This is a genomic window from Bacillus sp. SN1 (genome assembly GCF_002796895.1).
Taxonomy (GTDB): domain Bacteria; phylum Bacillota; class Bacilli; order Bacillales; family Bacillaceae; genus Bacillus; species Bacillus inaquosorum.
Genome location: NZ_PHIE01000004.1, coordinates 212,884 through 236,658, shown reverse-complemented (window position 1 = coordinate 236,658; position 23,775 = coordinate 212,884). Strand labels below are relative to the sequence as shown.

The following is a 23,775-nucleotide window of genomic DNA, read 5'->3' as shown; positions in this document are numbered from 1 at the left end:
TCCTTTAGATTTGTAAGCTATTTTTTTATTTCAATAAAATCAACCAGAAAAGTGGGGAATAAGATGAAAAAAGCATTATTAGCTTTATTCATGGTCGTAAGCATTGCAGTTCTCGCAGCTTGCGGAGCAGGAAATGACAATCAGTCAAAAGATAACGCCAAAGACGGCGATCTTTGGGCTTCAATTAAGAAAAAAGGTGTCCTGACAGTCGGTACGGAAGGAACATATGAACCGTTCACTTACCACGACAAAGACACTGACAAGCTGACTGGCTATGATGTGGAAGTCATCACAGAAGTCGCAAAACGCCTAGGACTGAAAGCCGATTTTAAAGAAACTCAATGGGACAGCATGTTTGCCGGCCTGAATTCCAAACGGTTTGACGTCATTGCCAACCAAGTCGGAAAAACAGATCGTGAAGACAAATATGATTTCTCAGATAAATACACAACATCAAGAGCCGTTGTCGTTACGAAAAAAGACAACAACGATATTAAGTCAGAAGCAGATGTAAAAGGAAAAACATCAGCTCAATCACTGACAAGCAACTACAACAAATTAGCTACAGATGCGGGCGCGAAAGTTGAAGGCGTTGAAGGCTTGGCACAATCCCTTCAATTGATCCAGCAAGGCCGCGTCGATATGACATACAACGATAAACTTGCCGTATTGAACTACTTAAAAACATCAGGCAACAAAAACGTGAAAATCGCTTTTGAAACAGGCGATCCGCAATCAACATATTTCACGTTCCGCAAAGGAAGCGGCGAGGTTGTTGATCAAGTCAACAAAGCATTAAAAGAAATGAAAGAGGACGGGACTCTTTCTAAAATTTCCAAAAAATGGTTCGGCGAAGATGTTTCTAAATAATCTGCCGGCATTGACGCTTGGCACGGCGATCCCGTGGGATCTGGTGCAGCAGTCATTCTGGCCGATACTTTCAGGGGGAATCTACTATACGATTCCCCTTACCATTCTTTCCTTTATATTCGGAATGATTATCGCGCTGCTTACAGCGCTTGCCAGAATGTCGAAAGTGAGACCTTTGAGATGGGTGTTCAGCGTATACGTATCCGCGATACGGGGCACTCCTCTTCTCGTTCAATTGTTCATCATTTTCTATCTGTTCCCGGCCTTTAACGTCACATTAGATCCATTTCCAAGCGCAGTTATCGCCTTTTCATTAAACGTCGGCGCCTATGCATCTGAAATCATTCGGGCATCTATTTTATCCGTACCGAAAGGGCAATGGGAAGCCGGCTACACAATCGGCATGACACATCAGAAAACGCTGTTCCGCGTGATTTTGCCGCAGGCGTTTCGTGTGTCGATCCCGCCATTATCCAATACCTTTATCAGCCTGATCAAAGATACATCCCTCGCCTCTCAGATTTTGGTCGCTGAGCTTTTCAGAAAAGCTCAGGAAATCGGCGCGCGGAATCTTGATCAGATTTTAGTGATCTATATTGAAGCAGCCTTTATTTATTGGATTATCTGCTTCCTGCTTTCACTCGTCCAGCATGTCATCGAACGGCGTCTTGACCGCTACGTGGCCAAATAAGGAGGTTCCGAGTATGCTTACCGTTAAAGGATTAAACAAATCATTCGGTGAAAATGAAATTTTAAAAAAGATAGATATGAAGATTGAAAAAGGGAAAGTCATCGCCATACTTGGGCCTTCAGGTTCAGGGAAAACGACGCTGCTCCGATGCCTGAACGCGCTGGAGATTCCGAATCGCGGGGAGCTTGCATTTGATGATTTCTCCATCGATTTCTCCAAAAAGGTGAAGCAGGCGGATATCCTAAAGCTTCGCCGGAAATCCGGCATGGTGTTTCAGGCGTATCACCTGTTCCCGCACCGCACAGCGCTTGAAAATGTGATGGAAGGCCCTGTTCAGGTGCAAAAACGGAACAAAGAGGAAGTCAGAAAAGAAGCCATTCAGCTTCTTGATAAGGTCGGATTGAAGGACAAAATGGATTTATATCCGTTCCAGCTTTCCGGCGGACAGCAGCAGCGCGTCGGCATCGCCCGTGCATTGGCGATTCAGCCTGAGCTCATGCTGTTTGACGAACCGACCTCAGCGCTTGATCCCGAGCTTGTCGGAGATGTGCTTAAGGTTATCAAGGATTTGGCCAACGAAGGCTGGACCATGGTCGTCGTGACCCACGAAATCAAATTCGCCCAGGATGTGGCGGACGAAGTCGTCTTCATCGACGGCGGCGTCATCGTGGAACAGGGACCGCCGGAGCAAATTTTCTCCGCACCAAAAGAAGAACGGACACAGCGGTTCTTAAACCGGATTTTGAACCCGTTGTAAAAAGAAAAACAGGGCGTCAACGCCCTGTTTCAGATTGTTGACAAAATCCTAAAACGATTTTCGTTTTAGGATTTTGTCATTTTCAGCGTTATTGAAAACCTTTGAAGTCTAGGAAGGGCAAGCATTGAAGCACAGCGAATGTTAAATTCGTGTGCACCGAAGCGCAGGCCTGACAACGAATGCTAGGGTTTGCCAACACGCTGAAACAGGGCGCCTGCGGCGACCCTGTTTTTTTGTTGAGCCCCTTTCGCCTATTCCGCCCTTTTGTCAGATGTGCTACAATGACAATCGACTGATTTTTACGAAAGAAGGGACCTCACGTGAAGCAAGAACTTGTTCTGCGCTGGACATTTTATTTTGCCGGTTTGATCATTTTGGCTTTTGGTGTATCCCTGACGATAGAAGGAAAAGCACTCGGCATTAGTCCGTGGGATGCATTTCATTACAGCCTGTTTCAGCACTTTGGGCTTACCGTCGGCCAGTGGTCCATCATTATTGGAGTGCTCATCGTCGGATTAACATCATTGTTTACGAGGGCTTGGCCAAAAATTGGGGCGATCCTGAACATGGTGCTCATTGGTATTTTTATAGATTTTTTCAATTTCCTCCTGCCTGCCCCCTCCACCTATACGGGATCAGTCATCGTCTTCTCTCTCGGCGTGCTGCTGATCGGTTACGGCGTCGGTGTGTATGTATCAGCAGGCCTTGGCGCGGGGCCGCGTGATTCACTGATGATGCTGATTACAGAAAAAACCGGCTGGAATGTACAATGGGTGCGGAACGGCATGGAAATAACCATTTTGTTTGCGGCATGGGGCATGGGCGGTCCGATCGGTTTTGGCACCATTTTGACCGCCATCCTCACCGGACTCATTCTGCGCTTTTCATTGCCGCAGTCAATCCAGCTGCTGAATTATGCTGTGGCAAGGCGGACATCCGCTGTGAAAGCAACTCCGCCCTTACATTAAAACAAAGCCGCCTCGGCTTTGTTTTTTATTTTCTCCTCTATATGAGTCTAATTGAAGTATGATAGGATGGTTTTGACAATCTTTTGCAGACGGAGGATCTAGAATGAAGATTTACGGAATTTATATGGACCGCCCGCTTTCACAGGAAGAGACTGAACGGTTCATGTCTTTCATATCGCCTGAAAAACGGGAGAAATGCCGGAGATTTTATCACAAAGAAGATGCTCACCGCACCCTGTTGGGAGATGTGCTCGTTCGCTCAGTCATCAGCGGGCAGTATCAGCTGGGCAAAGCTGATATCCGCTTCAGCACGCAGGAATATGGGAAGCCCTGCATCCCTGATCTTCCTGACGCCCATTTCAACATTTCGCACTCCGGCCGCTGGGTCATTTGCGCGTTTGATTCACAGCCGATCGGCATCGATATTGAAAAAACGAAACCGATCAGCCTTGAGATCGCCAAACGTTTCTTTTCAAAAACAGAGTACAGCGATCTTTTAGCCAAAAACAAAGACGAGCAGACAGACTATTTTTATCATCTATGGTCAATGAAAGAAAGCTTTATCAAACAGGAAGGCAAAGGCTTATCGCTTCCGCTTGACTCCTTTTCAGTGCGCCTGCATCAGGACGGACAAGTATCCATTGAGCTTCCGGACAGCCATACACCATGCTATATCAAAACCTATGAGGTGGATCCCGGCTACAAAATGGCCGTATGCGCCGCGCACCCTGATTTCCCCGAGGATATCACAATGGTTTCGTACGAAGCGCTTTTATAAGTGGCTCAGCAGCAGCTTGACGCCATGTTCAATATCTTCCGTTTTTACATTGGAAATATTGATTTTCAATAGATTTTCTTTCGGATAATCTGATAAATAATGACGGTCTATCGCCTCAAGGAGAACCCCTTGTTTTTTCAGCCTTTGAATCACCCTTGAGGCCGGCAGATCCTGAGGAAGCACCAGATGGGTATGCATGCAGGGTGCCTGCCCGCTGGAAAACGTGAAGCGGCCGCGCCCCAGCTGCCCATATGTTTGGATGGCTTGATGAAGCCTCAGTGACCGTTCCTTATAGGAAGTGCGGATCTTCTCCTTATGCCTGCCGTACATGCCGCTTTTCAGATAAATTTCCAACGCCGCTTGAGAAATCATCGAGCAGTCGATGTCGTTCAGCTTTTTGTACGTGTGAAACGTGTCAGCCAGCACATCCGGCAAAACAGCGGCCCCGACCCGAAGACCGGGAAACATCATTTTTGAGAAGCTTTTCAGATAGATGACATGCGAGGACAGATCATATGCGTACAGCGGATCTGCCTTTTTATTTTCCTCCAGATCACCGAGATAATCATCCTCAACGAGATAGACATCATACGTTTCTGCCAGTCTCACAAGCTCTTGTTTATCACGCTCTGATAAAGAACAGCCTAGCGGGTTATGGAAGCGCGGCATCGTATAAAAAAATTTGATTGATTCTGTCTGAAACAGCCGCTCAATCTCGGCTATATCAAGCCCCTCCTCCGTTCTTTTCACTCCAATGGCGGGTATCCCAAGCGTTTCAAGCTGTTCAATCATCAAATGATAGCCCGGCTGTTCAATGGCGATCTTCACTTTCCCATTTGGAAACGGCATGGCACAAAGCAGGGATAACGCCTGCTGGACACCTGATGTAATGAAAATATGCCGTTCATCCGCAAATACCTGCTGATTGGCGAGCAGCTTTCGGAGTACACGGATGAGTGATGGAAGCCCCTTTGGCGTCCCATAAATAAACAAATCGTTTTTGTATGTATCAATCGCTTTGTTGATGCAGTGCTGAAAATCAAGATACGGAAATACATCGGGGTCCGGCGCAGATGTGGCAAAGTCAATGAGGCCTTGCTGTCCGCTTTTTGCTTTTCCCGTCTTTTTCACAATATAATAGCCGCTTTTCGGAACGGAGTAGATGAGGTGACGCTTTTCCAGCTCCTGCAGCGCGCGAATCACTGTGCTTTTGCTGACTTGATAACGGACGGACAGCTGACGGATGGACGGAAGCCTGTCACCTTCTTGATAAGCGCTGCTTTGCATCATCTCCTCTATTCTCGTCAATAGGCTCATATACTTCTCCATGCGTTCTCCCCCTGTTTTGTACCGGTACAGTTCATTGTTTTTCTCATTGTACCGCTCTGGTCACAGCCATACAATAAAATAGAGCGACCGGCGCTGCAATTCAGGTAAAGGAGCACCTCCCATTATGTTAAAAAAACAGCAAGCCTCCGCTTATATGGCGGCTATCTTATATTCGTTCATTATCGGTTTATCCTTTCTATTCGTAAAAATCGCACTGCAAACAGCCGAACCGTTTGATATTCTGGCGCATCGGTTCACCATTGCGTTTGCTGCGGCCACTGTACCCGTCTTATTCGGCTGGGTAAAGCTATCAATCCGTGTAAAGGACGTCATTGCCATTTTGCCGCTCGCCCTGCTGTATCCGGCGTTGTTTTTCAGCTTTCAGGCATTCGGCCTTGTGTACTCGTCCTCTTCAGAAGCGGGAATTATTCAGGCAGCCATTCCGATTTTCACGATGGTCTTTGCCTCTTATGTTTTAAAGGAACGCTCGACGTGGACGCAGAAGGGTTTCACGGTTTTATCCGTTGCCGGCGTCATGTTTATTTTTGTGATGAAGGGCGTTGACGTGGAATCTGCCAGCTTAAAAGGATCTTTGCTGATCCTGCTGTCCGCCTTGTCCTCCGCGATGTACAATACCGCTGCCAGAAAAATGACGCAGCGGTTCAAGCTGACCGAGCTCACCTACATCATGTCAGCGATCGGCTTTGTCGCCTTCAACGCCATCGCCCTTGTGCGCCACGGAGCGGCTGGAACTGCCGGCACTTATTTTCAGCCATTCCGGGAACCCGGCTTTGTTCTCGCCATTGTGTATTTGGGTGTGCTGTCTTCACTCGTCACTTCATTTCTGTCCAACTATACGCTGTCTCGGATTGAGGCGTTTAAAATGAGCGCTTTTAATCATATCTCCACCATCGTGACAATGATTGCAGGAGTCGTGATTCTAAACGAAAGCCTGGCCTGGTATCATCTTGCCGGTGCCCTTTGTATTATTATTGGCGTGCTGGGGAGCAATATGAATCTGCAGAAAAAGAAGAAACATCAAAAAGGAACCATTTCTATGAACAAATGAGAATTTATGTTAGGGTTGAAGGAAAATATATTTGAGGTGCATTGTAAGAATGATTCAACATAGCGTCTTCCTAGAGGGAGCCATTTCATTACGAGATATGAGATATTACTTTATATACCGGCAAAGAAAAGCGGCGGTGATTTGTTATATTTATATTTTTCTCCTATCTGCATTGGTGTATTCCGTATATGGATTTCCGTTTACCGTTTATAACAACGAAACATTAGAATTGATTTATAATGGTATTTTCATAGCAGTTGTATCTCTGATCTTCACACTGCTCTTCACTGCCTTTTTATATCTGCGGCTGCGTACCGGCTATAAGAACAGTGAGCGGTTAAAACGCAAAAGGACATATACCATTAATCAGCAAGGCATTCAAATTCAATCCAAAAACTATGATACCTTGTTTGAATGGAATGAAATAAAGGGAGCGGCAGAATATAGACACTTATTCTCCATAAAAACCTCCAGTCTCCAGCTGATTTTGATACCTCAACGTTTTTTCAAATTCGAAAATGAGCGGAACTCGTTCAGACAGCTTGTGAAAGAACATGTGCCCGCCAAAAAAGTAAAGTTGCAATCTTAAAAAGAGGGGTGTCCCCTCTTTTTTTTATTAAATGTCAATTCTCTCTTTGTGTTGAAAATGAATGTTTTTGAATGGCACCAGCTCCAATAAAGCTGATAAACCGACAAGCACCGCACAAACCACAACAATCAGCAGATAATCATGGGTCATGTCATAAAACAAACCGCCCGCATACACACTGAGAGCACCGGCGATCTGATGGATAAAGAAATTGATGCCTAACAGCGAGCCGATTAATCCTGTTTGATAGCTTTCTGAAATAGACGCCGCGGTCAGCGGGATCACGCCTGTGTAACTGAGTCCGAATAACAGGATAAAACCGAAGTACCAAAGTTCGCTGTGATGGATTCCGAGAATGGGAATGAGCAGGCAAATCAGGCTGAGCAGCCGAATGAAAAATAAGATGGATAGCATCACGCTTCTGCTGCCGAGGAGATCTGACAGCCAGCCCGCCAATAATCCGCCAATGATGATAAACGCCCCGAACGCGGCCATCATTCCGTTGACATGAGAGACATGCGCATCCTTCAGCATCGGAACGAGATGAGCATCAATGATCCCCATTGTAAATCCGCATGTAAACACGCCAAAGTACAGGATATGAATGAGGCGGGACTGCTTTATCACGTTCCAAAATCCCCGCCAGTCATAAGATTTTTTTACAGACTGCGCTTGCGCTTGCGGCGGGTGCTTCATCCCGAAGGCGAGGAGCGGCAGCAGAACAGCCGCCATGACGATGCCCAATATCGTATAGGTGTTTTGCCAGCCGGCATGATACGGAGCTGCTGCCCAAATGGGCGAGAGCAGCAGCAGGCCCGCTGAGTTGGCATTGGTCAAAATAGCGAGCGCCAGGCCTTTGTGCGTGTCGAACCAGCGGCTAATGAAATACTGGGTCGTCACGCCGACCGCACAGGAATAGCCGATTCCGCCGAGCACGCCGTAAATGGCAGAAAACACATGAACATTTGGTGAATACGGAAGCACCAAATAGCTTGCGCTGATACAAACAGCTCCAAGCGCCATAATCTTTCTGACGCTGAACCGGTCAATAAAAAAACCGACAAAAAACTGAACGATGCCCGTTGTAATCATAAAAATGCTGACAGAAACCGAGATCAGCGACCTGTCGGCATGGAAGGTATCCGCCATTGGCAGCATAAAAAATTGAAAGGAATTTCTGAATGAGTTCATTCCGATGGCGAAAACAAACGTAAACAGCAATACAAACCATTTCATCATAGAAGACGCGCGCATGTTTCGACCTGCCTTTGTTTGAGTATTGCGACTATTATATCATGTAAAAATTGCCACTCAACAAAAAAGCGGAACAGCCAGCGCTGTCCGCTTTTGATCACGATTGAATAATCGGATGCTGATTCAATATCGCAAAAATCCGTTCTGCCACTTCTTCCGTATGTGACAGCAAAAACATGTGTCCGCCGGCAAATTCATGGAATGTGATGTCTTTCGCCCACTTCTTCCAGCCTTCCGCATCCCGTATACATTTCTCATCATCAAGCCCGTTAAAGACATGAACAGGCGATTGGATCGGGGTCACATCGTGAAGCTCAAATTGTTCAAGAGCCCGGTAATCTGATCGGAAGGAAGGCAGGAAAAAGGACATGACCTCCTTATTTTCAACGAGCTCCGCGGGCATTCCGCCTAATTGAATAATATGATCGAGAAACTGATCATCAGGCAGATGAGACACTTTCTTCCGCTGAATATGCGGCGGCTGTATCGCAGAAATGATAACTGCCTGCGGAATGATACCTTCACGCTCCAGCTTTTGCGCCAGCCTGAAGGTGATCATTCCGCCCATACTGTGTCCGAACAGCACAAACGGCCGATCAGGACGAAGGTTCAATTCTTGCTTGTACAAATCGGTCAGCTCTTCGAGATCCTCAATGGCTGACGTTTGATTCGTGCCGTGTCCCGGCGGCTCGGCAGCGAGCATCTCACACTCCCCCTGCAAAAAAGCATGGAGAGGGCGAAATGATGCCGAGTAGCCGCCGGCAAATGGAAAACAGATGAGCTGCGTTTTTTCCGACGCATCAAAGGATTTGAAGAGTTGGCTCATGGCCGTCTCCTCCTTTCATTACCTCATTTAAGAAACCGTTACGGTTTGTGTATTAAGAAATTCGAGCAAAATCCCGGCATTCCTATCTAGCGTTTCGCCCTGGAGCATTTCAGCGTGTGTTCCGAAGCCTCTTTTCACACGGTAAGCACCTGTTGTTGCCTCTTCCCACGATGCAAGCCATTCCGGCATGTCAAAATCAACGCCAGAAGTCAGCAAATCAATATCCGCTTTCACCTGGCCTGTGCTGATCAGGTTGACGTAGTATGAATAGAAAGCGTGTGTTTTTTGCTTGAGGCCTTGTTTGACGGCTTCGCTGTTGAGCGCTTCATTGTCCCGGTTGACATTCATCAACGCTTCGACATCGGCCTCAACCGTGCGTCCGTCCAGATCGCTGACACCTTGTTTTTTATAGGAATCCACCATGATGATCCGCTGAACAATGCGTCCCTGTTCCTCAAGCTTTTTGGCAGCTTCAAACGCCAGGCTGCAACCCGCCGAATACCCGAACAGTGTCAGCGGCCCTTCCGGCTGAAGCTTCTGAATCAAATCCGCATAGCGGTCAAGCCGGTTTTCCTCCTCAATGAAATCAAAGGCGCACAGCTTGTATGTCGGCAGGCGGCTGGCCAGGTTTTGGTACATGAGGCCATAGCCCAAGACCGGCGGGAATGCGAAAATGATCTGATCCTGATCGGGATTCATCATCGTTACATCCTGCAATCCATCTGAGCCCCCGTTTTTCAGATACGCTGAAATGCCCGCGATCGTCGGCGCTTCAAACAAAAGCTTCACCGGGAGGTCAATCCCGAGCTCTTTCTTGATGCGGGAAGCGGCGGTCATTGCCTTTAAGGAGTGCCCGCCAAGCGCAAAGAAATCGTCATGAATGCCGACCTGCTGTCTGCCGAGAATCTCGGACCAGATTTGTGCGATTGTTTCTTCTGTCTCGTCGCGGGGTCCGATCCATTCTTCCGTTAGCTGATCCTGATCCGGTTTTGGCAGCAGCCGTTTATTGACCTTCCCGTTTGTCGTTAAAGGAAGCTCGTCCATGAAAGTAAAGGTTTGCGGCACCATGTAAGCAGGAAGCTGTTTTTTCAGGTGTGTCTTTATGTCTGCAGCTGAAAGCTGCGTCCGGTTCACGAGGTAGGCGTTGATTGTCGCATCGCCAGACTCATGGCGGTCTGCAACAACGACCGCATCTTTCACACCCGGATATTCCTGCAGCTGCTTTTCGATTTCTTCAAGCTCAATCCGGTGTCCGCGTATTTTGACCTGGTCGTCAATACGGCCGGCGTATTCAATTGTTCCATCCGGCAGCCAGCGTGCTAAATCCCCTGTGCGGTAAAGCGTTTCTCCCGGCTTGAACGGGTTCGTCATAAACTTTTGCTTCGTCAGGTCATGACGGTTTACATACCCTTTTGACACGCCCATTCCGCTGATGCACAGTTCACCGACCGCTCCGAATGGCTGGAGCTGGTTTTTCTCGTTGAGAATATAAACACTGGCATTGCTGATCGGCTTTCCGATCGGCAATGAGGAGATGGAATCGGGTATATCATGCACGACGTGAGCTGTCGCAAACACCGTGCCCTCAGTAGGCCCATAGCAGTTAATCAGCTTGCCCGGCCCCATGACCCGCAGCGCTTTTCTGACGTGAGGCACAGACGCGCGCTCTCCGCCGAATAACACGCAGCGAAGCCCCTTCATCCAATCCTCTCCCGCATCTGTGAGAAGATTAAATAATGCAGTTGTCGCAAACATGACATTGACATTCTCTTGATGAATCAGATCGGTTAGACGTTCTGTATCAAGCAGCGTATGTTCATCTGCGATAATGAGCCGTGCCGCATTCAGTATTGAAGCGTAGAAATCAAAGGTAAATGCGTCAAAGGCGTAATTCGAAACAGATAAGAACGTATCTTTTTCGGAAAATGCCATGTAGTCTACATGCTTGACCAATCCTTGAATATTGGCATGAGTGGTGATATTGCCTTTCGGCTTTCCGGTTGTACCGGACGTGTACATGATATATGCCGGATCGTCGGGTTCAATCGCGACTGCAGGATCGCTTGCCTGTTCTGCAAACCGTGTTTGATCATCGATGAAGAGCGTTGTTCCTGTATACGGCAACTGAGCCGCTTTTTCTTTCATCTCCTGATGTGTCAGCAGACAGGCTGCGGCGCTGTCAGTCAGCATATACGAGATTCGTTCCTCCGGCAGCTTCGGATCAATCGGCAGATAGGCCGCTCCCGCTTTTAATACACCGAGAATGCCGATCACCAGTTCAAGCGAACGCTTCGTGTACAAAGCTACAACGGAGCCTTTGCCTGCGCCCTGCTTTTGCAAACGGTGTGCAAGGCGGTTCGCTTCCTCATCTAATTCGCGATAGGAAAGAGTCTGTCCGGAATACTTGAGCGCCGGTGCATCAGGATTAACGTTCACCGCTTCCTTGAACCATTCCGTCAGAGGCTTTGCCTCATGAGCTTGAGCCGGCGGGTTTAAGCCGGTTAGCAAAAATTCTCTCTCCCTGTCGTCAACGAGGTTGATCGTGCTGACAGGCTGATCCGGATTCTGGATGAGCTGCTGAATCGCTGTGAGAAGCTGAGATTTCAAGCGCAGGATAAACGCCTCATCAAACACATTCTCATTATAGGCAAGCTTAATCAGCATCTCATCCCCTGGGGAAGCCATTAGATTGAGATCATAATTCGACTTCTCAAAAACATGTACATCCTCCATATCAAAGCCGTTTTCACTGTTTTCTTCATTTTTTGCATCCTGAAGCGGATAATTCTCAAAGACAATGATGTGGTCAATCAGTTTCGGCTGATCGGCTTGGCTTTGGATGTCATAGAGCGGCACATATTGATGCGGCTCAGACTGAAGCGATTGCTCCTGCAGCTGCTTGAGCAAACCGTTAAATGTGATATCCTCAGACAGTTTCACCCGTCTTGGGACAACGTTGATAAACAGCCCGACCATATGTTCAACGCCTTTGATTTCCGCGGGACGCCCGGAAACGACTGTCCCGAAGGTCAAATCGCCAGACTGCTGATAGCGGCTGATCAATACGCTCCAGACTGCCTGGAGCGCCGTACTCAAAGTGGTATGCTGCGATTTTGCAAGCTCGGTAAAGGCCTTTGTTTCCGCCTCCGGCAGTGAGAAGAGCAGCTCTTTCGGCTCGTATTCGCCCTTCTGTTTCTTTCTTTGCTCCGCAAACGTTGTCTGTCCTTCAAAATCCTCTAAGTACTCGCGCCAGTAACGCAGTGATGCTTGTTTATCCTGCTTTTCAAGCCACTTGATGTAGTCTTTATACGGTTTGACAAGGGGCAGACTGTACGGCTTTTGTTCGCGCAGGGCATTGTATACTTTAAACAGATCCTGCACGACGATGCCAAAGCACCAACCGTCCAAGATAATGTGGTGGTAGCTCCACACCCATTCAAAGCTTTCTTCAGCTTTTTTGAAAATGGCTGCCCGCATTGGAATATCCCGCGTCAAATCAAAGCCCTTGATCTTATCTTGTTCTTTGTATTCATTGATTTTGGCTGTTTGCTCGCTGCCCGTTAAGTGTGTCAGATCGATTTCTTCTATATGAAACTGCCTTTTTTTCAATACGACTTGGACAGGTCTTTTTACTTTTTCGTGAATGAACACGGTACGAAATACATCGTACCGGTCCATGATCACATTCATGCTTTCTTCAAGGCATTTGATATTCAAGCTGCCTTTTACTTTCATCGTGATTTGTTCAAGGTAAAAGCTCTGGCCGGGATTCAGGATGGTATGAAACATCATCCCTTCCTGCATCGGCGATAGGTAATACATATCTTGAACCTGATCCTTGCTAAATTGACTCATATGCTTCGCTCCCGCCTTCTGTAATTCCCTTGCGTTTTATTTTAAATTCTCCTCAAGCATGTCAAAGATATCGTCCATCTCGTCCATTTCAAGGTCTTCGGCGCTGAAGTCGCTCGGCGTGAATTCCTTGTCCTCTTTTTCCGTACAATGGCGGATCAGCATCAGGAGGTTTTCTTTAAACCGTTCCATTTGCTCCTCGACCGTAGCTCTTTCAAACTCCTTCTCATTGTAGGAGCAGGAAAGCACAAACCGGCCGTTTCTGATCATGCCGCTGAAGCTTAAAGCGTACAGCGCTTCTGATTCCTCGCTTACTTGGCGCCCCATATCGAAAGCGGACGGCTCAAAGAAGTCGGTTTTTACTTCACTGTCGAATTGGCCCAAATAGTTAAAGCTGATTTCTGGCGTGAAGCCCTTTGTATCCGCTGTTTCTGTGACATAACGGAGAATGCCGTAGCCAACACCTTTATCCGGAATGCGGCGCAGGTTTTCTTTGACTGATTTGATCACGGCTGAGGCATCTGCTTCAGACATGTCGAGCACAACAGGATATTGTGCCGTAAACCAGCCGACCGTTCTGGAGATATTCACATTCGGAATGATGCCCTCCCGTCCGTGTCCCTCCAGATTAATGCCGATTTTGGTACCGTCTGTCCATTCTTTCATTGTTAGACCGAGCGCGCTGAGAAGAATATCATTGATTTCAGTTCCATATGGCTGATGAACATCCGTTAAGAGATGTTTGGTGTCTTCTTCCGTTAATTCACAGAGGACAGATGATGTATGTTTGACCATCCGCTGCACTGTTTCATAATCCTTCGGCACAGGAGAAACCTGTTCAGCGTCAATTTGCGCCCAGTATTCAGCCTGCTGTAAAAGATGCGCTGATTGGCTGAATGCCGCCAGTTCTTCCGCCCAATCCTTGAAGGAATTTGTTTTTTGCGGGAAGACAATGTTCCCTTCTTTCTCAGCCTGCATGTAGCCTGAAGCAAAATCTTCAAGCAAAATCCGCCATGACACGCCGTCGACCACGAGATGGTGTACAGCGATGAGCAGGTGGTCGCCAGCTTCCGTACGGTATTGCTCCGCCTTGAGAAGCGGTCCGTTTTGTAGATCGAGACTGCTTTGCAGCCTGTTCGCGAGAATCTTGATCTGGCTTTTCAGCATGTTTTCATCGGAGCCGTACAGATCCACAATTTCGAAGCTGACTTTGCTTTCGCTGATAGGTTTATACGCTTGAAGGATATTTCCGTTTTCCTCGCGATAGACCATACGGAGTGCGTCATGATGCTCGATCAGCGCCTGCAACCCTTTCTCCACACGTTCAGGATCAAAGCCCTTCTTGGCATGAAGCATCACCGATTGGTTCCAGTGGTGCTTGTTTGTGAAGTTCTTTTCAAAGAACCAGCGCTGAATCGGCGTCAGGATGACTTCGCCCTCCACTGGGCCTTGGTCTGCCTGTTTGCCTTCGGCACGCTCCACGTATTGGGTCAGCTCTTCGATCGTCGGGTGCTGGAAGAGGTCTTTCATTTCCAGCTTCCAGCCGTGCTGGTTCAAGCGGCTCGCCATTTGGATTCCTTTGATAGAATCTCCGCCAAGCGAGAAGAAATTGTCGCTGACACCGATCTCCGGAATGCCTAGCACATCCTGCCAGATGCCGGCAAGCAGCTCTTCCATGTCCGTTGCCGGCGCTTTGTATTCTCCGCTTCCCGCTTCGATGTCCGGCTCAGGCAAGGCTTTGCGGTCTACTTTGCCGTTTGCGGTAACCGGAAGCTCGTTCAGCGTCACCCAGAACGCCGGGATCATGTAGTCCGGCAGGGTTTCTTTAAGCGAAGACTTTAATGCTTCTATGTCAGCTGTTTCCGGTGTGACATACGCCGCGATCGCTGTATGGCCGCCTTTATCTTTGACAGCTGTCACCGCCGCATCCTGTACCTCAGAAAGCTGGGCGAGCTGGACTTCGATTTCTGAGAGCTCGATCCGATAGCCGCGGACCTTGACCTGCTGGTCGATCCGGCCGATGTACTCGATGCCGCCGTTCACCCATTTCACCAAGTCGCCGGTGCGGTACATGCGTTCTCCCGGGACAAACGGATCAGCGACAAACCGCTTCGCGGTTTCGTCTTCTCGATTCAGATAGCCGCGCGCCAGGCCGCGTCCCGCCACACAAAGCTCTCCGGCTACGCCTTCCGGCTGCACCTGATTGCCATCGCCGAGAATGTACACTCTCGTATTGGCGATCGCCTGCCCGATGGAAAGCGAGCCTTCCTCCGGATTGATTTCTGTGCTCGTGGCAACGACTGTATTTTCTGTTGGCCCGTAGTTGTTGACGAGCGTGTACGGCTGTTTGACCGCACGCTTCAGCTTGTCTCCTCCAGTCAAGAGGACACGGAGTGATGTGTTCTCAAGCTCCATGAACTGTTCCGCCAGCTGCGTCGGCAGGAAGGTGATCGTCACGCCGTGCGTTTCAAAATAGTCGTTCAGGCGGACGATATCGAGGCGGATCGCTTCATCAATGACGTGAAGCTCGGCGCCGATTGTCCAAGTCGGGAACATCTCCCAAATGGAGGCATCGAATCCAAAGCCCGCGTATTTCGCACTGCGGTCCTCCTCTGTCATGCTGAACGCGTCGTGGTGCCAGAAGCACAGGTTCACAAGCGCATGGTGCTCGACCATGACCCCCTTCGGCTGTCCGGTCGTTCCAGACGTGTAAATCATATACGCGAGGTTCTCCGCGTTTGCATCCGCCTCTGGATTTTCTTCATCGTTTTCATCTAGCGGCAAGCTTAGAATCGTGCGATTCCCGTCGAGAAGAATGACGTCTCCTGAGAAGCTAGCCGGAACTGAAATGCCTTCCTGTTTCAAGAGAAGCTTCGCGCCGCTGTCTTGTAAAATATAGTCAATCCGCTGATCCGGATAATCAGGATCAATCGGCACAAACGCCGCCCCCGCCTTTAAGACGCCGAGCACCGCAGCGGACATTTCAAGCGACGGCTTCGTGAGAACGCCGACGCGCTCATCCGCGCTGATGCCGCAGTCGATCAGAATCCGTGCAAGACGGTTTGCCTTCGCATTCAGCTCGCCGTACGTCCATGACTGTCCGTTAAATGTGACAGCCGGGCGGTCTTTGTGGCGCTGAGCGGTCTCTTCGAATAACTGATGAACGGTTTTGTCTGTCGGCACAGGCAGCGTTTTGCCCTTCCATGCATCTAGAAGCGTTTGTTTTTCTGTTTCGGTGACAAGTGACAAGCTGGAAAGCGGCTGGTTTGGATTTTCCGCAACAGCCTTTAGTAAACGGAGAACGTATTCGCTCCATTTCTCAGCCGTCTCTCTTGAGAACAGATCAGTCGCATATTCGAGCTGCAGGCCGATGCCGTTTTCATCAGTGAATCCGCCTAATGTCAGATCAAACTTAGACGTTCCCTGATGGGCCTCATAAGGTGAAATACTTAGGTTCTGCAATGTAAGCTGTTCTTTATCAGGATTTTCTGTCGTCACCATTACGTTAAACAATGGATTTCGGCTCATATCCCGAGGAAGATCAAGCTGATTGACCAAGTCCTCAAACGGATATTCCTGATGTTCAAGCGCTGACAGGTTCGTCTGCTTCGCTTTCTCCAGAAGCTCTGCAAAGGTTTGCTGTTCCTCTGCTTCCATTCTTAAGGCAAGCGTATTGACAAACATCCCCGGCATGTCTTGGACATCTGCATTCATCCGGCCGGCAGTGACAGAGCCGATGATGATATCCCGTTGTCCGGAAATTTTGCTTAAAAAGATGTGAAAAACAGCGTGAAGCACCATGTGCAAGGTCGTTCCGGTTTCTCCGAGCAGTTTTTCTACCGCCTTTGCCGTCTCGCTTCCCGTACGGATACGGACCGTGTCCCCTCTAAAGCTTTGCACAGGCGGACGGGCATAATCGAGCGGAAGATCAAGCTCCGGCAGCTCGCCTGAAAGAACCGAGAGCCAGTACGCCTCATGCTCCTTCATCCGTTCCTTTTGCGCAGCTTCATTTTGCCAAACGGCGAAATCCTTATAATGAAGCGCCGGCTCCGAAAGCTGTTCTCCTTTGTAAAGCAGCGCCAATTCTTTTACAAAAATACCTCTTGATACGCCGTCAGCGATGATGTGATGCATATCCAAAAGCAGCAAGTGTTTCTTCGCTTCTATTCGAAGCAAAGCCGCACGAATGAGCGGCGCATTGTTTAGGTCGAATGGCCGGATAAATTCCTTGATCTTTTGTTCCGCTTCATCTTCTTCCGCTTCAAACACATGAAGATCAATCACCGCCTCCTCAATAATGCGCTGAACAGGCTCGCCATTGGCTTCTATAAATGATGTGCGCAATGACTCGTGTCGATTCACAAGCTGATTCAGTGAGTCGCGCAGACGCGAAATATCAAGCTCACCTTCCATCAGAAGGACAGATGGCATGTTGTAGCTGATCGTCTGCCGGTCAAGCTGATTCAGTACATACATCCGTTTCTGCGCGGATGACAATGGGTACATATCCTGTTTGTCAGCCGGTTTGAGCACATGATGGCCGCCTGAAACTGCCGATGCCTCCATATAAGCCGCAAGCTGGCGAACAGTCGGCTTCTCGAACAGCGCTTTAAGCGGTACGGTTTTCTCCAATTCGGCCTGAATGTTGGCGATGAGCATCATTCCTTTTAATGAATGGCCGCCTAAATCGAAGAAATTGTCGTCGATGCCGATCGCTTCTATGCCAAGCGTTTTCTGCCAAATGCGGCATAGGCTCTCTTCAAGCGCTGTTTCCGGTGCGGCTGAGGCCTTGCGTCCGGATTGTGCCTCGTTCGGCTTCGGCAATGCGTTTCTGTCGGTTTTCCCATTTGCCGTCAGCGGAATCGCGTCCACCTGCACAAAGAAAGCAGGAATCATATGAGACGGCAGTGTTTGTGAAAGCTGGTTCCGGAGCGCTGCTTTTTCAATGTCTTGATCCGCCGTATAATACGCGCAAAGCTCTTGAAGTCCGCCCTCGGAAACCGCTAGCACAACCGCTTCATGAATTTCGCTGAGGCTGAGCATAACCGTTTCAATTTCTTTCGGCTCAATGCGGTAGCCGCGGATTTTCACCTGATCATCAGCCCGGCCGATAAATTCAAGCGTACCGTCAGAAAGTCTTCGTACGACATCTCCGGTTTTATACATGAGGCTGCCCGGTGAATATGGATTTTCTACAAATCTCTCGGCTGTCAGCTGAGGCCTGTTGAGATATCCTCTCGCAAGCCCCTGTCCCGTGATATAGAGCTGGCCGCTCGCTCCTTGAGGCACAAGCTGTAACGCCTCATTTAAGACAAGCGCGCCGGCATTCGCAATCGGCTGTCCGATTGTCGGGCGTTTCGCGAATGCGCCCGGTTCAGACAGATCAACCCGTCCGGCGATGGCGCCGATCGTTGCTTCAGTCGGGCCGTAGTGATTGATAAATTCGGTATGCCCATACACCTTGCGGAAGGCGAGAACATCCGCCGGGATGATTTTTTCTCCTCCCAAGACAATCAAGCGCAAAAATTCAAAGTTTGGCTCTTTTGTAAAGCTGGCCGTGTTCACCATCGTATGGAACAGAGACGGTGTCAGTTTGATATATGTGATCCCGTGTTCCTTGATATAACGCCCAATTTCATCCGGTGCCGTATAGGTTTCCTTCGGCACGATGTGGAGCTCGCCCCCTGCCAGAAGAACAGGGAACATGCTCGTATAGCCCAGGTCGAATGCGTAAGACGAAAGCAAAACAGACTTATCGGTTTCCGTCAGGCCCGCCTCATGATTAAACCAAGAAACATAGTTTGTCAGATTGCGATGCTCGATCTGCACCCCCTTCGGCTTCCCGGTCGTACCCGACGTATAAATGACGTATGCAAGATTACGAGATCCGGAAATCGGTGATGGGCGCTCCTTGCTTTCATTTCTCCACGCTGCGTCATCAAGGTTGACGATTGTTCCTTCATATTGCCCAATGGCCGTCATATTTCTTTCGTTCACGACCGCAATTCTCGCTCCGCTGTCCTCTAATGAATAGCGGATTCGTTCTTCAGGCGTATCAGGATCAATCGGAAGGAAAGCCGCACCGGCCTTCATGACACCGAGAATCGATACCATAACCTCAGCTGACCGATCCATGACAATCGCGACGATGTCTTCACTTCCTGCCCCTTGCGCACGAAGATGATGCGCCAGCTGGTTCGCCTGTTCATCAAGCTCGCGATAGGTCAGCAGATTTCCGCCAGATATCACCGCAGGATGATCAGGTGTTTGCTGGGCCTGTTTTTCGAAAAGAGCTGCAAAGGTTGCTTCAGTAATTTGAGTCATATGTCTTTCTTCAAGCAAAGCAGCCGTTTCTGCTGGTGAAAGCAAGTCTACATCAGACAGCCGAACGTTCGGATTAGCCGCGGCCGCTTTGATGATATTGATAAAGTGGCTGCTCCAGCGGCGGATGGTTTCGTCCTTAAACAGAGCGGTCGCATAGTCAAAGCTTAAGCCGATATCCTCTTCACGCTCGACCGCTTCCAAGGAGAGATCGAATTTCGCCACGTGATGAAGCATGGAATACGAAGAAATCTTCAAATCTCCTAATCTCAATGAAGGAATCTCCATGTTCTGCATGTTGAACATCACGCTGAACAGCGGACTTCGGCTTGTGTCCCTTGTAAGCGGAAGTTTTTCAATCAGCTCCTCAAGCGGATAGCTCTGGTGCTCGAATGCTTGAAGGCTGGCTGTTTTGACCTCTTCCAGGAATTGCGCAAAGGTTTTATCTCCCGCAGGAGCCGTTCTTAGTGCCACCGTGTTGACAAACATGCCCGGCACACCTTGCAGATCAGGGTGTGTTCTTCCCGCTGTCGGCGAGCCGACAATGATATCATCCTGTGACGCGTACTTAGAAAGGAGTACATTGAACGCTGCCAGCAAAAACATGTACATTGTCGTATCCGTTTCTGCCAAGAGTGATTTGATTTGAGCCGTGCTTTGCTTATCGAGCCCGAACATTACGCGCTCTCCCGCAAAGCTCCGTTCAGCAGGCCGTTCGAAATCCGCCGGAAGATCAAGAATCGGCAGCTCGCCTTTAAAGGTTTCGAGCCAGTATGCTTCATCTTTTTGATGATCAGCATGTTCTTTGTGCCAAACAGCGTAATCTTTATAGTGAATCTGCGTCAGCTCAAGATCAGCGCCTTGATATATTTTGGCGAGATCACCGATCAGAATGCCTGTTGAACTGCCGTCAGTGATGATATGGTGCATATCAATGAGCAGCAAGTGGCGTTCTTCTTCAAGCTGGACAAGCTTCGAACGGACGAGCGGCGCGCGGTTTAATTCAAACGGCTGAATGAACGCTTTGATCATTTCCTCCGCGTCTTCTTCCCGTCCCTTGGCAGCCTCCAGCTGGAACGATATGTTTTTATGAACGGTTTGTACAACTTCTCCATCGATCATGTCAAACGATGTCCGGAGGATTTCGTGCCGGTTGATTAATTGCTGAATCGCGTTTTCAAGCCGGTCTTTATCTACTTCTCCCTCCAGCAAAAGTACAGCGGGGACGTTGTAGCTTGTGTTTGCTTGTCCAAGCTGATTGAGGATATACATTCTCCGCTGGGCCGGGGATACAGGATAATGCTGCTGATAAGGTGCTTGCTTGATCGGTTCAAACGTCTGCTCCTCCTTGCTTTCGTTCTCTTCCAAATACAGCGCCAGTTCTTGAATGGTCGGCTTTTCAAAAAGCACTTTAATCGGTACTTCCTTATGAAAATGCTCCTGGATTTTCGCCGTCATCATCATCGCTTTCAAAGAATGACCGCCGATCATAAAGAAGTTATCGGTAACGCCTGCTTTGACGCCGAGTATCCCTTCCCAGATCTCCGCTAATTTCTTTTCACTCTCTGTTTCTGGCGCTGCGTACTCCGGCTGCGCGGTTTCTGATTGAGGCGCAGGCAGTTCTTTTTTGTTGATTTTTCCGTTTGGCGTGAGCGGCAGGCTGTCCATCTGAATCAAATGGGCAGGAACCATATAGTCAGGCAAAGATTGAGACAGCGTTTTTCTCAGCCCGCTCACAGACACTTCACGGTCCGCCGTAAAGTATGCGCAAATTTCATTTTCGTCTGCTTTGTTCTTGCGGATGATCACGGCTGCCTCTGTCACATGCTCTGCCATGTTCAGTTTTGTTTCAATTTCGCCAAGCTCAATTCGGAAGCCGCGCACCTTCACTTGATTGTCGATTCTTCCTAAAAACTCGATATTGCCATCCGGCAGCCATCTCGCCAAGTCGCCAGTGCGATAAATCCTTTCACCCGGTCTGAACGGATCTTCGAGAAATTGCTTCTCCGTCAGCTCAGGGAGATTCACATATCCTCGCGCTACACCGATTCCGCCGACGCACAGCTCGCCGGGCGCGCCAATTGGCTGCAGTCGCTGCTGCTCATCCATGATGTAGGCAGTCGAATTTCCGATAGGTTTCCCGATTGGAATAGAGCCGCTATACTCACGGTCGATCAGAAAACTTGTTGAAAACGTCGTGTTTTCAGTCGGGCCGTATCCGTTCCACAATGAAAGCGACGGCGATGCCTGTTTCACTTTGCTGACAATATGCGGCACGAGGGCGTCTCCCCCGATAATTAAATGGCGCAGTGTGCCGAACATGCCGGCATCCTTTGCGGCAAGCTGGTTGAATAAAGGTGATGTCAGCCACATGGCCGTGATTCTCTGTTCGCGCAGGAATGCTGCAAATTGTTTCGCATCAAGCAGTGTCTCTTTTTTGACAGGGTAAAGCGCTGCGCCATTCAGCAGTGCGCCGAATACTTCAAAGGTTCCGGCATCAAAGCTGACAGCTCCCGTTTGCGCCATGCGGTCCTCCTCATGGACAGGAACATACCCGCCATTTTTGACGAGACGAAGAATGCTTTTATGTTCAATCATGACGCCTTTCGGTTTGCCCGTCGAACCAGATGTGTACATAATGTACGCCAAATCAGACGGTGCGGATGGCAGATTGAGATTGTCAGCCGTTTCGCTCTCTTCAAAACCGCTGTCCAGTGTAAGAACCGGCACTTGCAGCTGATGTGCCTGCTCTGTATAAGACTTTCCGGCCAATACCATCCGAATAGAACTGTCCTCCGCCATGAAACGAAGACGATCCTCAGGAAGCGCTGGATCAAGCGGCACATAGGCGGCGCCTGCTTTTAACACAGCCAGCATGCCGACAACGGTTTCTGCCGAGCGGTCGTTCATTATCGCGGCTGTTTCTCCTTTTTGAAGACCTTGTTCGACAAGCTTTCTCGCCAGACGGTTAGCCGCTCTATTCAGCTCACGATACGTCAGCTCGACTCCTTCATATACGACGGCAGTGCTCGCCGGCGTCCGTTGCGCTTGCTCTTCAAACACTTGATGAACAGCCATTCCTTCAGGGAGTTCGGCTATCGTGCGGTTAAAGACCTCGACAATTTGCTGCTGCTCTTCGTCTCCCACAAGCCCGTACTCACGCACAAAAGCGTCCGGCTGATCGACAGCTGCTTCCATCATGCGGGTAAGGTGCTCCGCTGTCCGTTCGATAAAAGCGGAATCAAAGGCAGCTCCGTTATATTTGATTTTGACGGTCCACGTTTTGCCAGGATACACAATCAGGTTGAAATCGAAGCTCGTTTGCTCAAACGCACTTTCTACCTTGATAGAAAATCCGAGGCGGTCTTCCATGCTGCCGTTTTCAAGCTCTTGGTCCAGCGGATAATTTTCAAACGCGACCAGATGGTTCAAGAGATTGCTGTCGAGCGCTGAGCGTTTTTGAATCTCATAGAGCGGCACGTAATCGTAACGCTCCGCCTCTACTGCATGCTGCTGAACAGCTGAGAAAATATCAGCGAAAGCAGCATCTTGATCTACTTTTACCCGCACTGGAATGGTGTTGATAAACAGCCCCGCCATCGTTTCAATCCCGTTGATTTCAGACGGCCGTCCCGATACGACCGTGCCGAAGACAACGTCCTTCGTAAAGTTGTATTTACTGAGAACAATGCCCCAAACAGCCTGAAACAGGTTAGGCCCCGTCACTTGATGGCGGTTTGCGGTTTGCTGAATGCGGGTAACCAGTGTTTCATCCCATGTAAATGAATATTCTTTATTGACGTATTCATCTTTGTTCTCAGGCAGACGGCCCGGGAGCACGCTCGGCTGTTCAAAACCCGCCAAGCGTTCTCTCCAGTAGCTCTCCGCTTCTTCATTGTCCTGTTTTCCAAGCCACTTGATGTAGTCGGAATAAGGCTTGCCCTGACCGTTTGCCGGTGTCCGGCCTGCTCTGAGCGCTTCATAGTTTTGGAACAGGCTTTTCATGAGTACGCCCATGCTCCAGCCGTCCATCATAATATGATGATTGCTCCAGACAAGATACAGCTGTTCTGCATCAAGGCGGAAAACCGCCACCTTGAACAAAATGTCTTTTGCCAGGTTAAAACCTTGGCGCTGCACGTCTTGTTTATAACGCTCGATGTGCTCTTTTTGGCGGTCTCGGTCCGCATGACTGATATCTTCATAGTGCACCTTTGTTTTGCGTTCCGCTAATACAACCTGACGCGGTTTTTGCAGCTGCTGGTGCACAAATACCGTACGGAGAATATCGTATGACCGAATCAGTTCATTGACGCTTTTCTCAAAGATTTCAAGATCAAAAGCACCGTGAATCCCAAGCTCTAATTGTGTGAAGTACGAGGAAGAATGCGGATCAAGCATCGCATGATACAGCATTCCCTCCTGCATCGGTGTCAGTGCGTACACCTTTTGAATCGATTTTTTGCTCATA

12 protein-coding genes are annotated in these 23,775 nt (G+C 49.0%); 7 read left to right on the top strand and 5 right to left on the bottom strand.

Features of this window, described 5'->3' with window-relative positions; all coding sequences use genetic code 11:
- Positions 1-63: 63 nt before the first annotated feature.
- The 5 genes from tcyA (at position 64) to CVV77_RS15270 (ending at position 4,064) form a co-directional block, all read left to right on the top strand.
- A complete protein-coding gene (gene tcyA / locus CVV77_RS15290; RefSeq protein ID WP_019257453.1) occupies positions 64-870 on the top strand; it encodes a cystine ABC transporter substrate-binding lipoprotein TcyA in 807 nt (268 codons plus the stop codon).
- Positions 857-1,561 (top strand): cystine ABC transporter permease TcyB, encoded by a 705-nt coding sequence (gene tcyB, locus CVV77_RS15285; RefSeq protein WP_003240153.1) that lies wholly within the window; start codon positions 857-859, stop codon positions 1,559-1,561. The genes tcyA and tcyB overlap by 14 nt, the downstream gene beginning before the upstream one ends.
- A gap of 13 nt (positions 1,562-1,574) precedes the next feature.
- The gene (gene tcyC / locus CVV77_RS15280) at positions 1,575-2,318 is read left to right on the top strand and encodes a cystine ABC transporter ATP-binding protein TcyC (RefSeq protein ID WP_003240152.1); all 744 of its coding nucleotides are present in this window, start codon (positions 1,575-1,577) and stop codon (positions 2,316-2,318) included.
- Between the two features lie 320 nt (positions 2,319-2,638).
- Positions 2,639-3,286 (top strand): YczE/YyaS/YitT family protein, encoded by a 648-nt coding sequence (locus tag CVV77_RS15275; RefSeq protein ID WP_100275814.1) that lies wholly within the window; start codon positions 2,639-2,641, stop codon positions 3,284-3,286.
- 103 nt (positions 3,287-3,389) lie between these two features.
- Entirely contained in the window at positions 3,390-4,064 is a 675-nt protein-coding gene (locus CVV77_RS15270) for a 4'-phosphopantetheinyl transferase (RefSeq protein WP_100275813.1), read from the top strand.
- Here the strand turns inward: CVV77_RS15270 and CVV77_RS15265 are convergent.
- Positions 4,059-5,393 carry an aminotransferase-like domain-containing protein gene (locus CVV77_RS15265; RefSeq protein ID WP_100275812.1) on the bottom strand — a complete coding sequence of 445 codons (1,335 nt, stop codon included), beginning with the start codon at positions 5,391-5,393 and terminating at the stop codon, positions 4,059-4,061. The two genes, CVV77_RS15270 and CVV77_RS15265, sit on opposite strands and share 6 nt — an antisense overlap.
- A gap of 124 nt (positions 5,394-5,517) precedes the next feature.
- On the opposite strand from CVV77_RS15265, the gene CVV77_RS15260 reads away from it, so the two are divergent.
- Both CVV77_RS15260 and CVV77_RS15255 read left to right on the top strand, forming a co-directional pair.
- On the top strand, positions 5,518-6,462 hold the full coding sequence (locus CVV77_RS15260) for a DMT family transporter (protein ID WP_100275811.1): 945 nt from the start codon (positions 5,518-5,520) through the stop codon (positions 6,460-6,462).
- A 49-nt stretch (positions 6,463-6,511) separates the two neighbouring features.
- Positions 6,512-7,051: a YcxB family protein gene (locus tag CVV77_RS15255; protein ID WP_100275810.1), complete on the top strand. Its 540-nt coding sequence runs from the start codon at positions 6,512-6,514 to the stop codon at positions 7,049-7,051.
- Positions 7,052-7,078: 27 nt separating this feature from the next.
- On the opposite strand, the gene CVV77_RS15250 is transcribed toward CVV77_RS15255, so the two are convergent.
- The 4 genes from CVV77_RS15250 to srfAB form a co-directional block, all read right to left on the bottom strand.
- Positions 7,079-8,305: an MFS transporter gene (locus CVV77_RS15250; RefSeq protein WP_100275809.1), complete on the bottom strand. Its 1,227-nt coding sequence runs from the start codon at positions 8,303-8,305 to the stop codon at positions 7,079-7,081.
- A gap of 97 nt (positions 8,306-8,402) precedes the next feature.
- Positions 8,403-9,131, bottom strand: a complete 729-nt coding sequence (srfAD, locus tag CVV77_RS15245) for a surfactin biosynthesis thioesterase SrfAD (protein WP_003240143.1) — start codon at positions 9,129-9,131, stop codon at positions 8,403-8,405.
- A gap of 27 nt (positions 9,132-9,158) precedes the next feature.
- The gene (gene srfAC, locus CVV77_RS15240; protein ID WP_100275808.1) at positions 9,159-12,986 is read right to left on the bottom strand and encodes a surfactin non-ribosomal peptide synthetase SrfAC; all 3,828 of its coding nucleotides are present in this window, start codon (positions 12,984-12,986) and stop codon (positions 9,159-9,161) included.
- Between the two features lie 36 nt (positions 12,987-13,022).
- On the bottom strand, positions 13,023-23,774 hold the full coding sequence (srfAB, locus tag CVV77_RS22485; protein ID WP_100275807.1) for a surfactin non-ribosomal peptide synthetase SrfAB: 10,752 nt from the start codon (positions 23,772-23,774) through the stop codon (positions 13,023-13,025).
- Position 23,775: the final 1 nt, after the last annotated feature.

Bases quoted from the DNA above. Each gene is read 5' to 3' on its own strand.
- tcyA (WP_019257453.1), top strand. From the start codon at position 64: ATGAAAAAAGCATTATTAGCTTTATTCATGGTCGTAAGCATTGCAGTT.
- tcyB (WP_003240153.1), top strand. From the start codon at position 857: ATGTTTCTAAATAATCTGCCGGCATTGACGCTTGGCACGGCGATCCCG.
- tcyC (WP_003240152.1), top strand. From the start codon at position 1,575: ATGCTTACCGTTAAAGGATTAAACAAATCATTCGGTGAAAATGAAATT.
- CVV77_RS15270 (WP_100275813.1), top strand. From the start codon at position 3,390: ATGAAGATTTACGGAATTTATATGGACCGCCCGCTTTCACAGGAAGAG.
- CVV77_RS15265 (WP_100275812.1), bottom strand. From the start codon at position 5,393: ATGGAGAAGTATATGAGCCTATTGACGAGAATAGAGGAGATGATGCAA.
- CVV77_RS15260 (WP_100275811.1), top strand. From the start codon at position 5,518: ATGTTAAAAAAACAGCAAGCCTCCGCTTATATGGCGGCTATCTTATAT.
- CVV77_RS15255 (WP_100275810.1), top strand. From the start codon at position 6,512: ATGATTCAACATAGCGTCTTCCTAGAGGGAGCCATTTCATTACGAGAT.
- CVV77_RS15250 (WP_100275809.1), bottom strand. From the start codon at position 8,305: ATGCGCGCGTCTTCTATGATGAAATGGTTTGTATTGCTGTTTACGTTT.
- srfAD (WP_003240143.1), bottom strand. From the start codon at position 9,131: ATGAGCCAACTCTTCAAATCCTTTGATGCGTCGGAAAAAACGCAGCTC.
- srfAC (WP_100275808.1), bottom strand. From the start codon at position 12,986: ATGAGTCAATTTAGCAAGGATCAGGTTCAAGATATGTATTACCTATCG.
- srfAB (WP_100275807.1), bottom strand. From the start codon at position 23,774: ATGAGCAAAAAATCGATTCAAAAGGTGTACGCACTGACACCGATGCAG.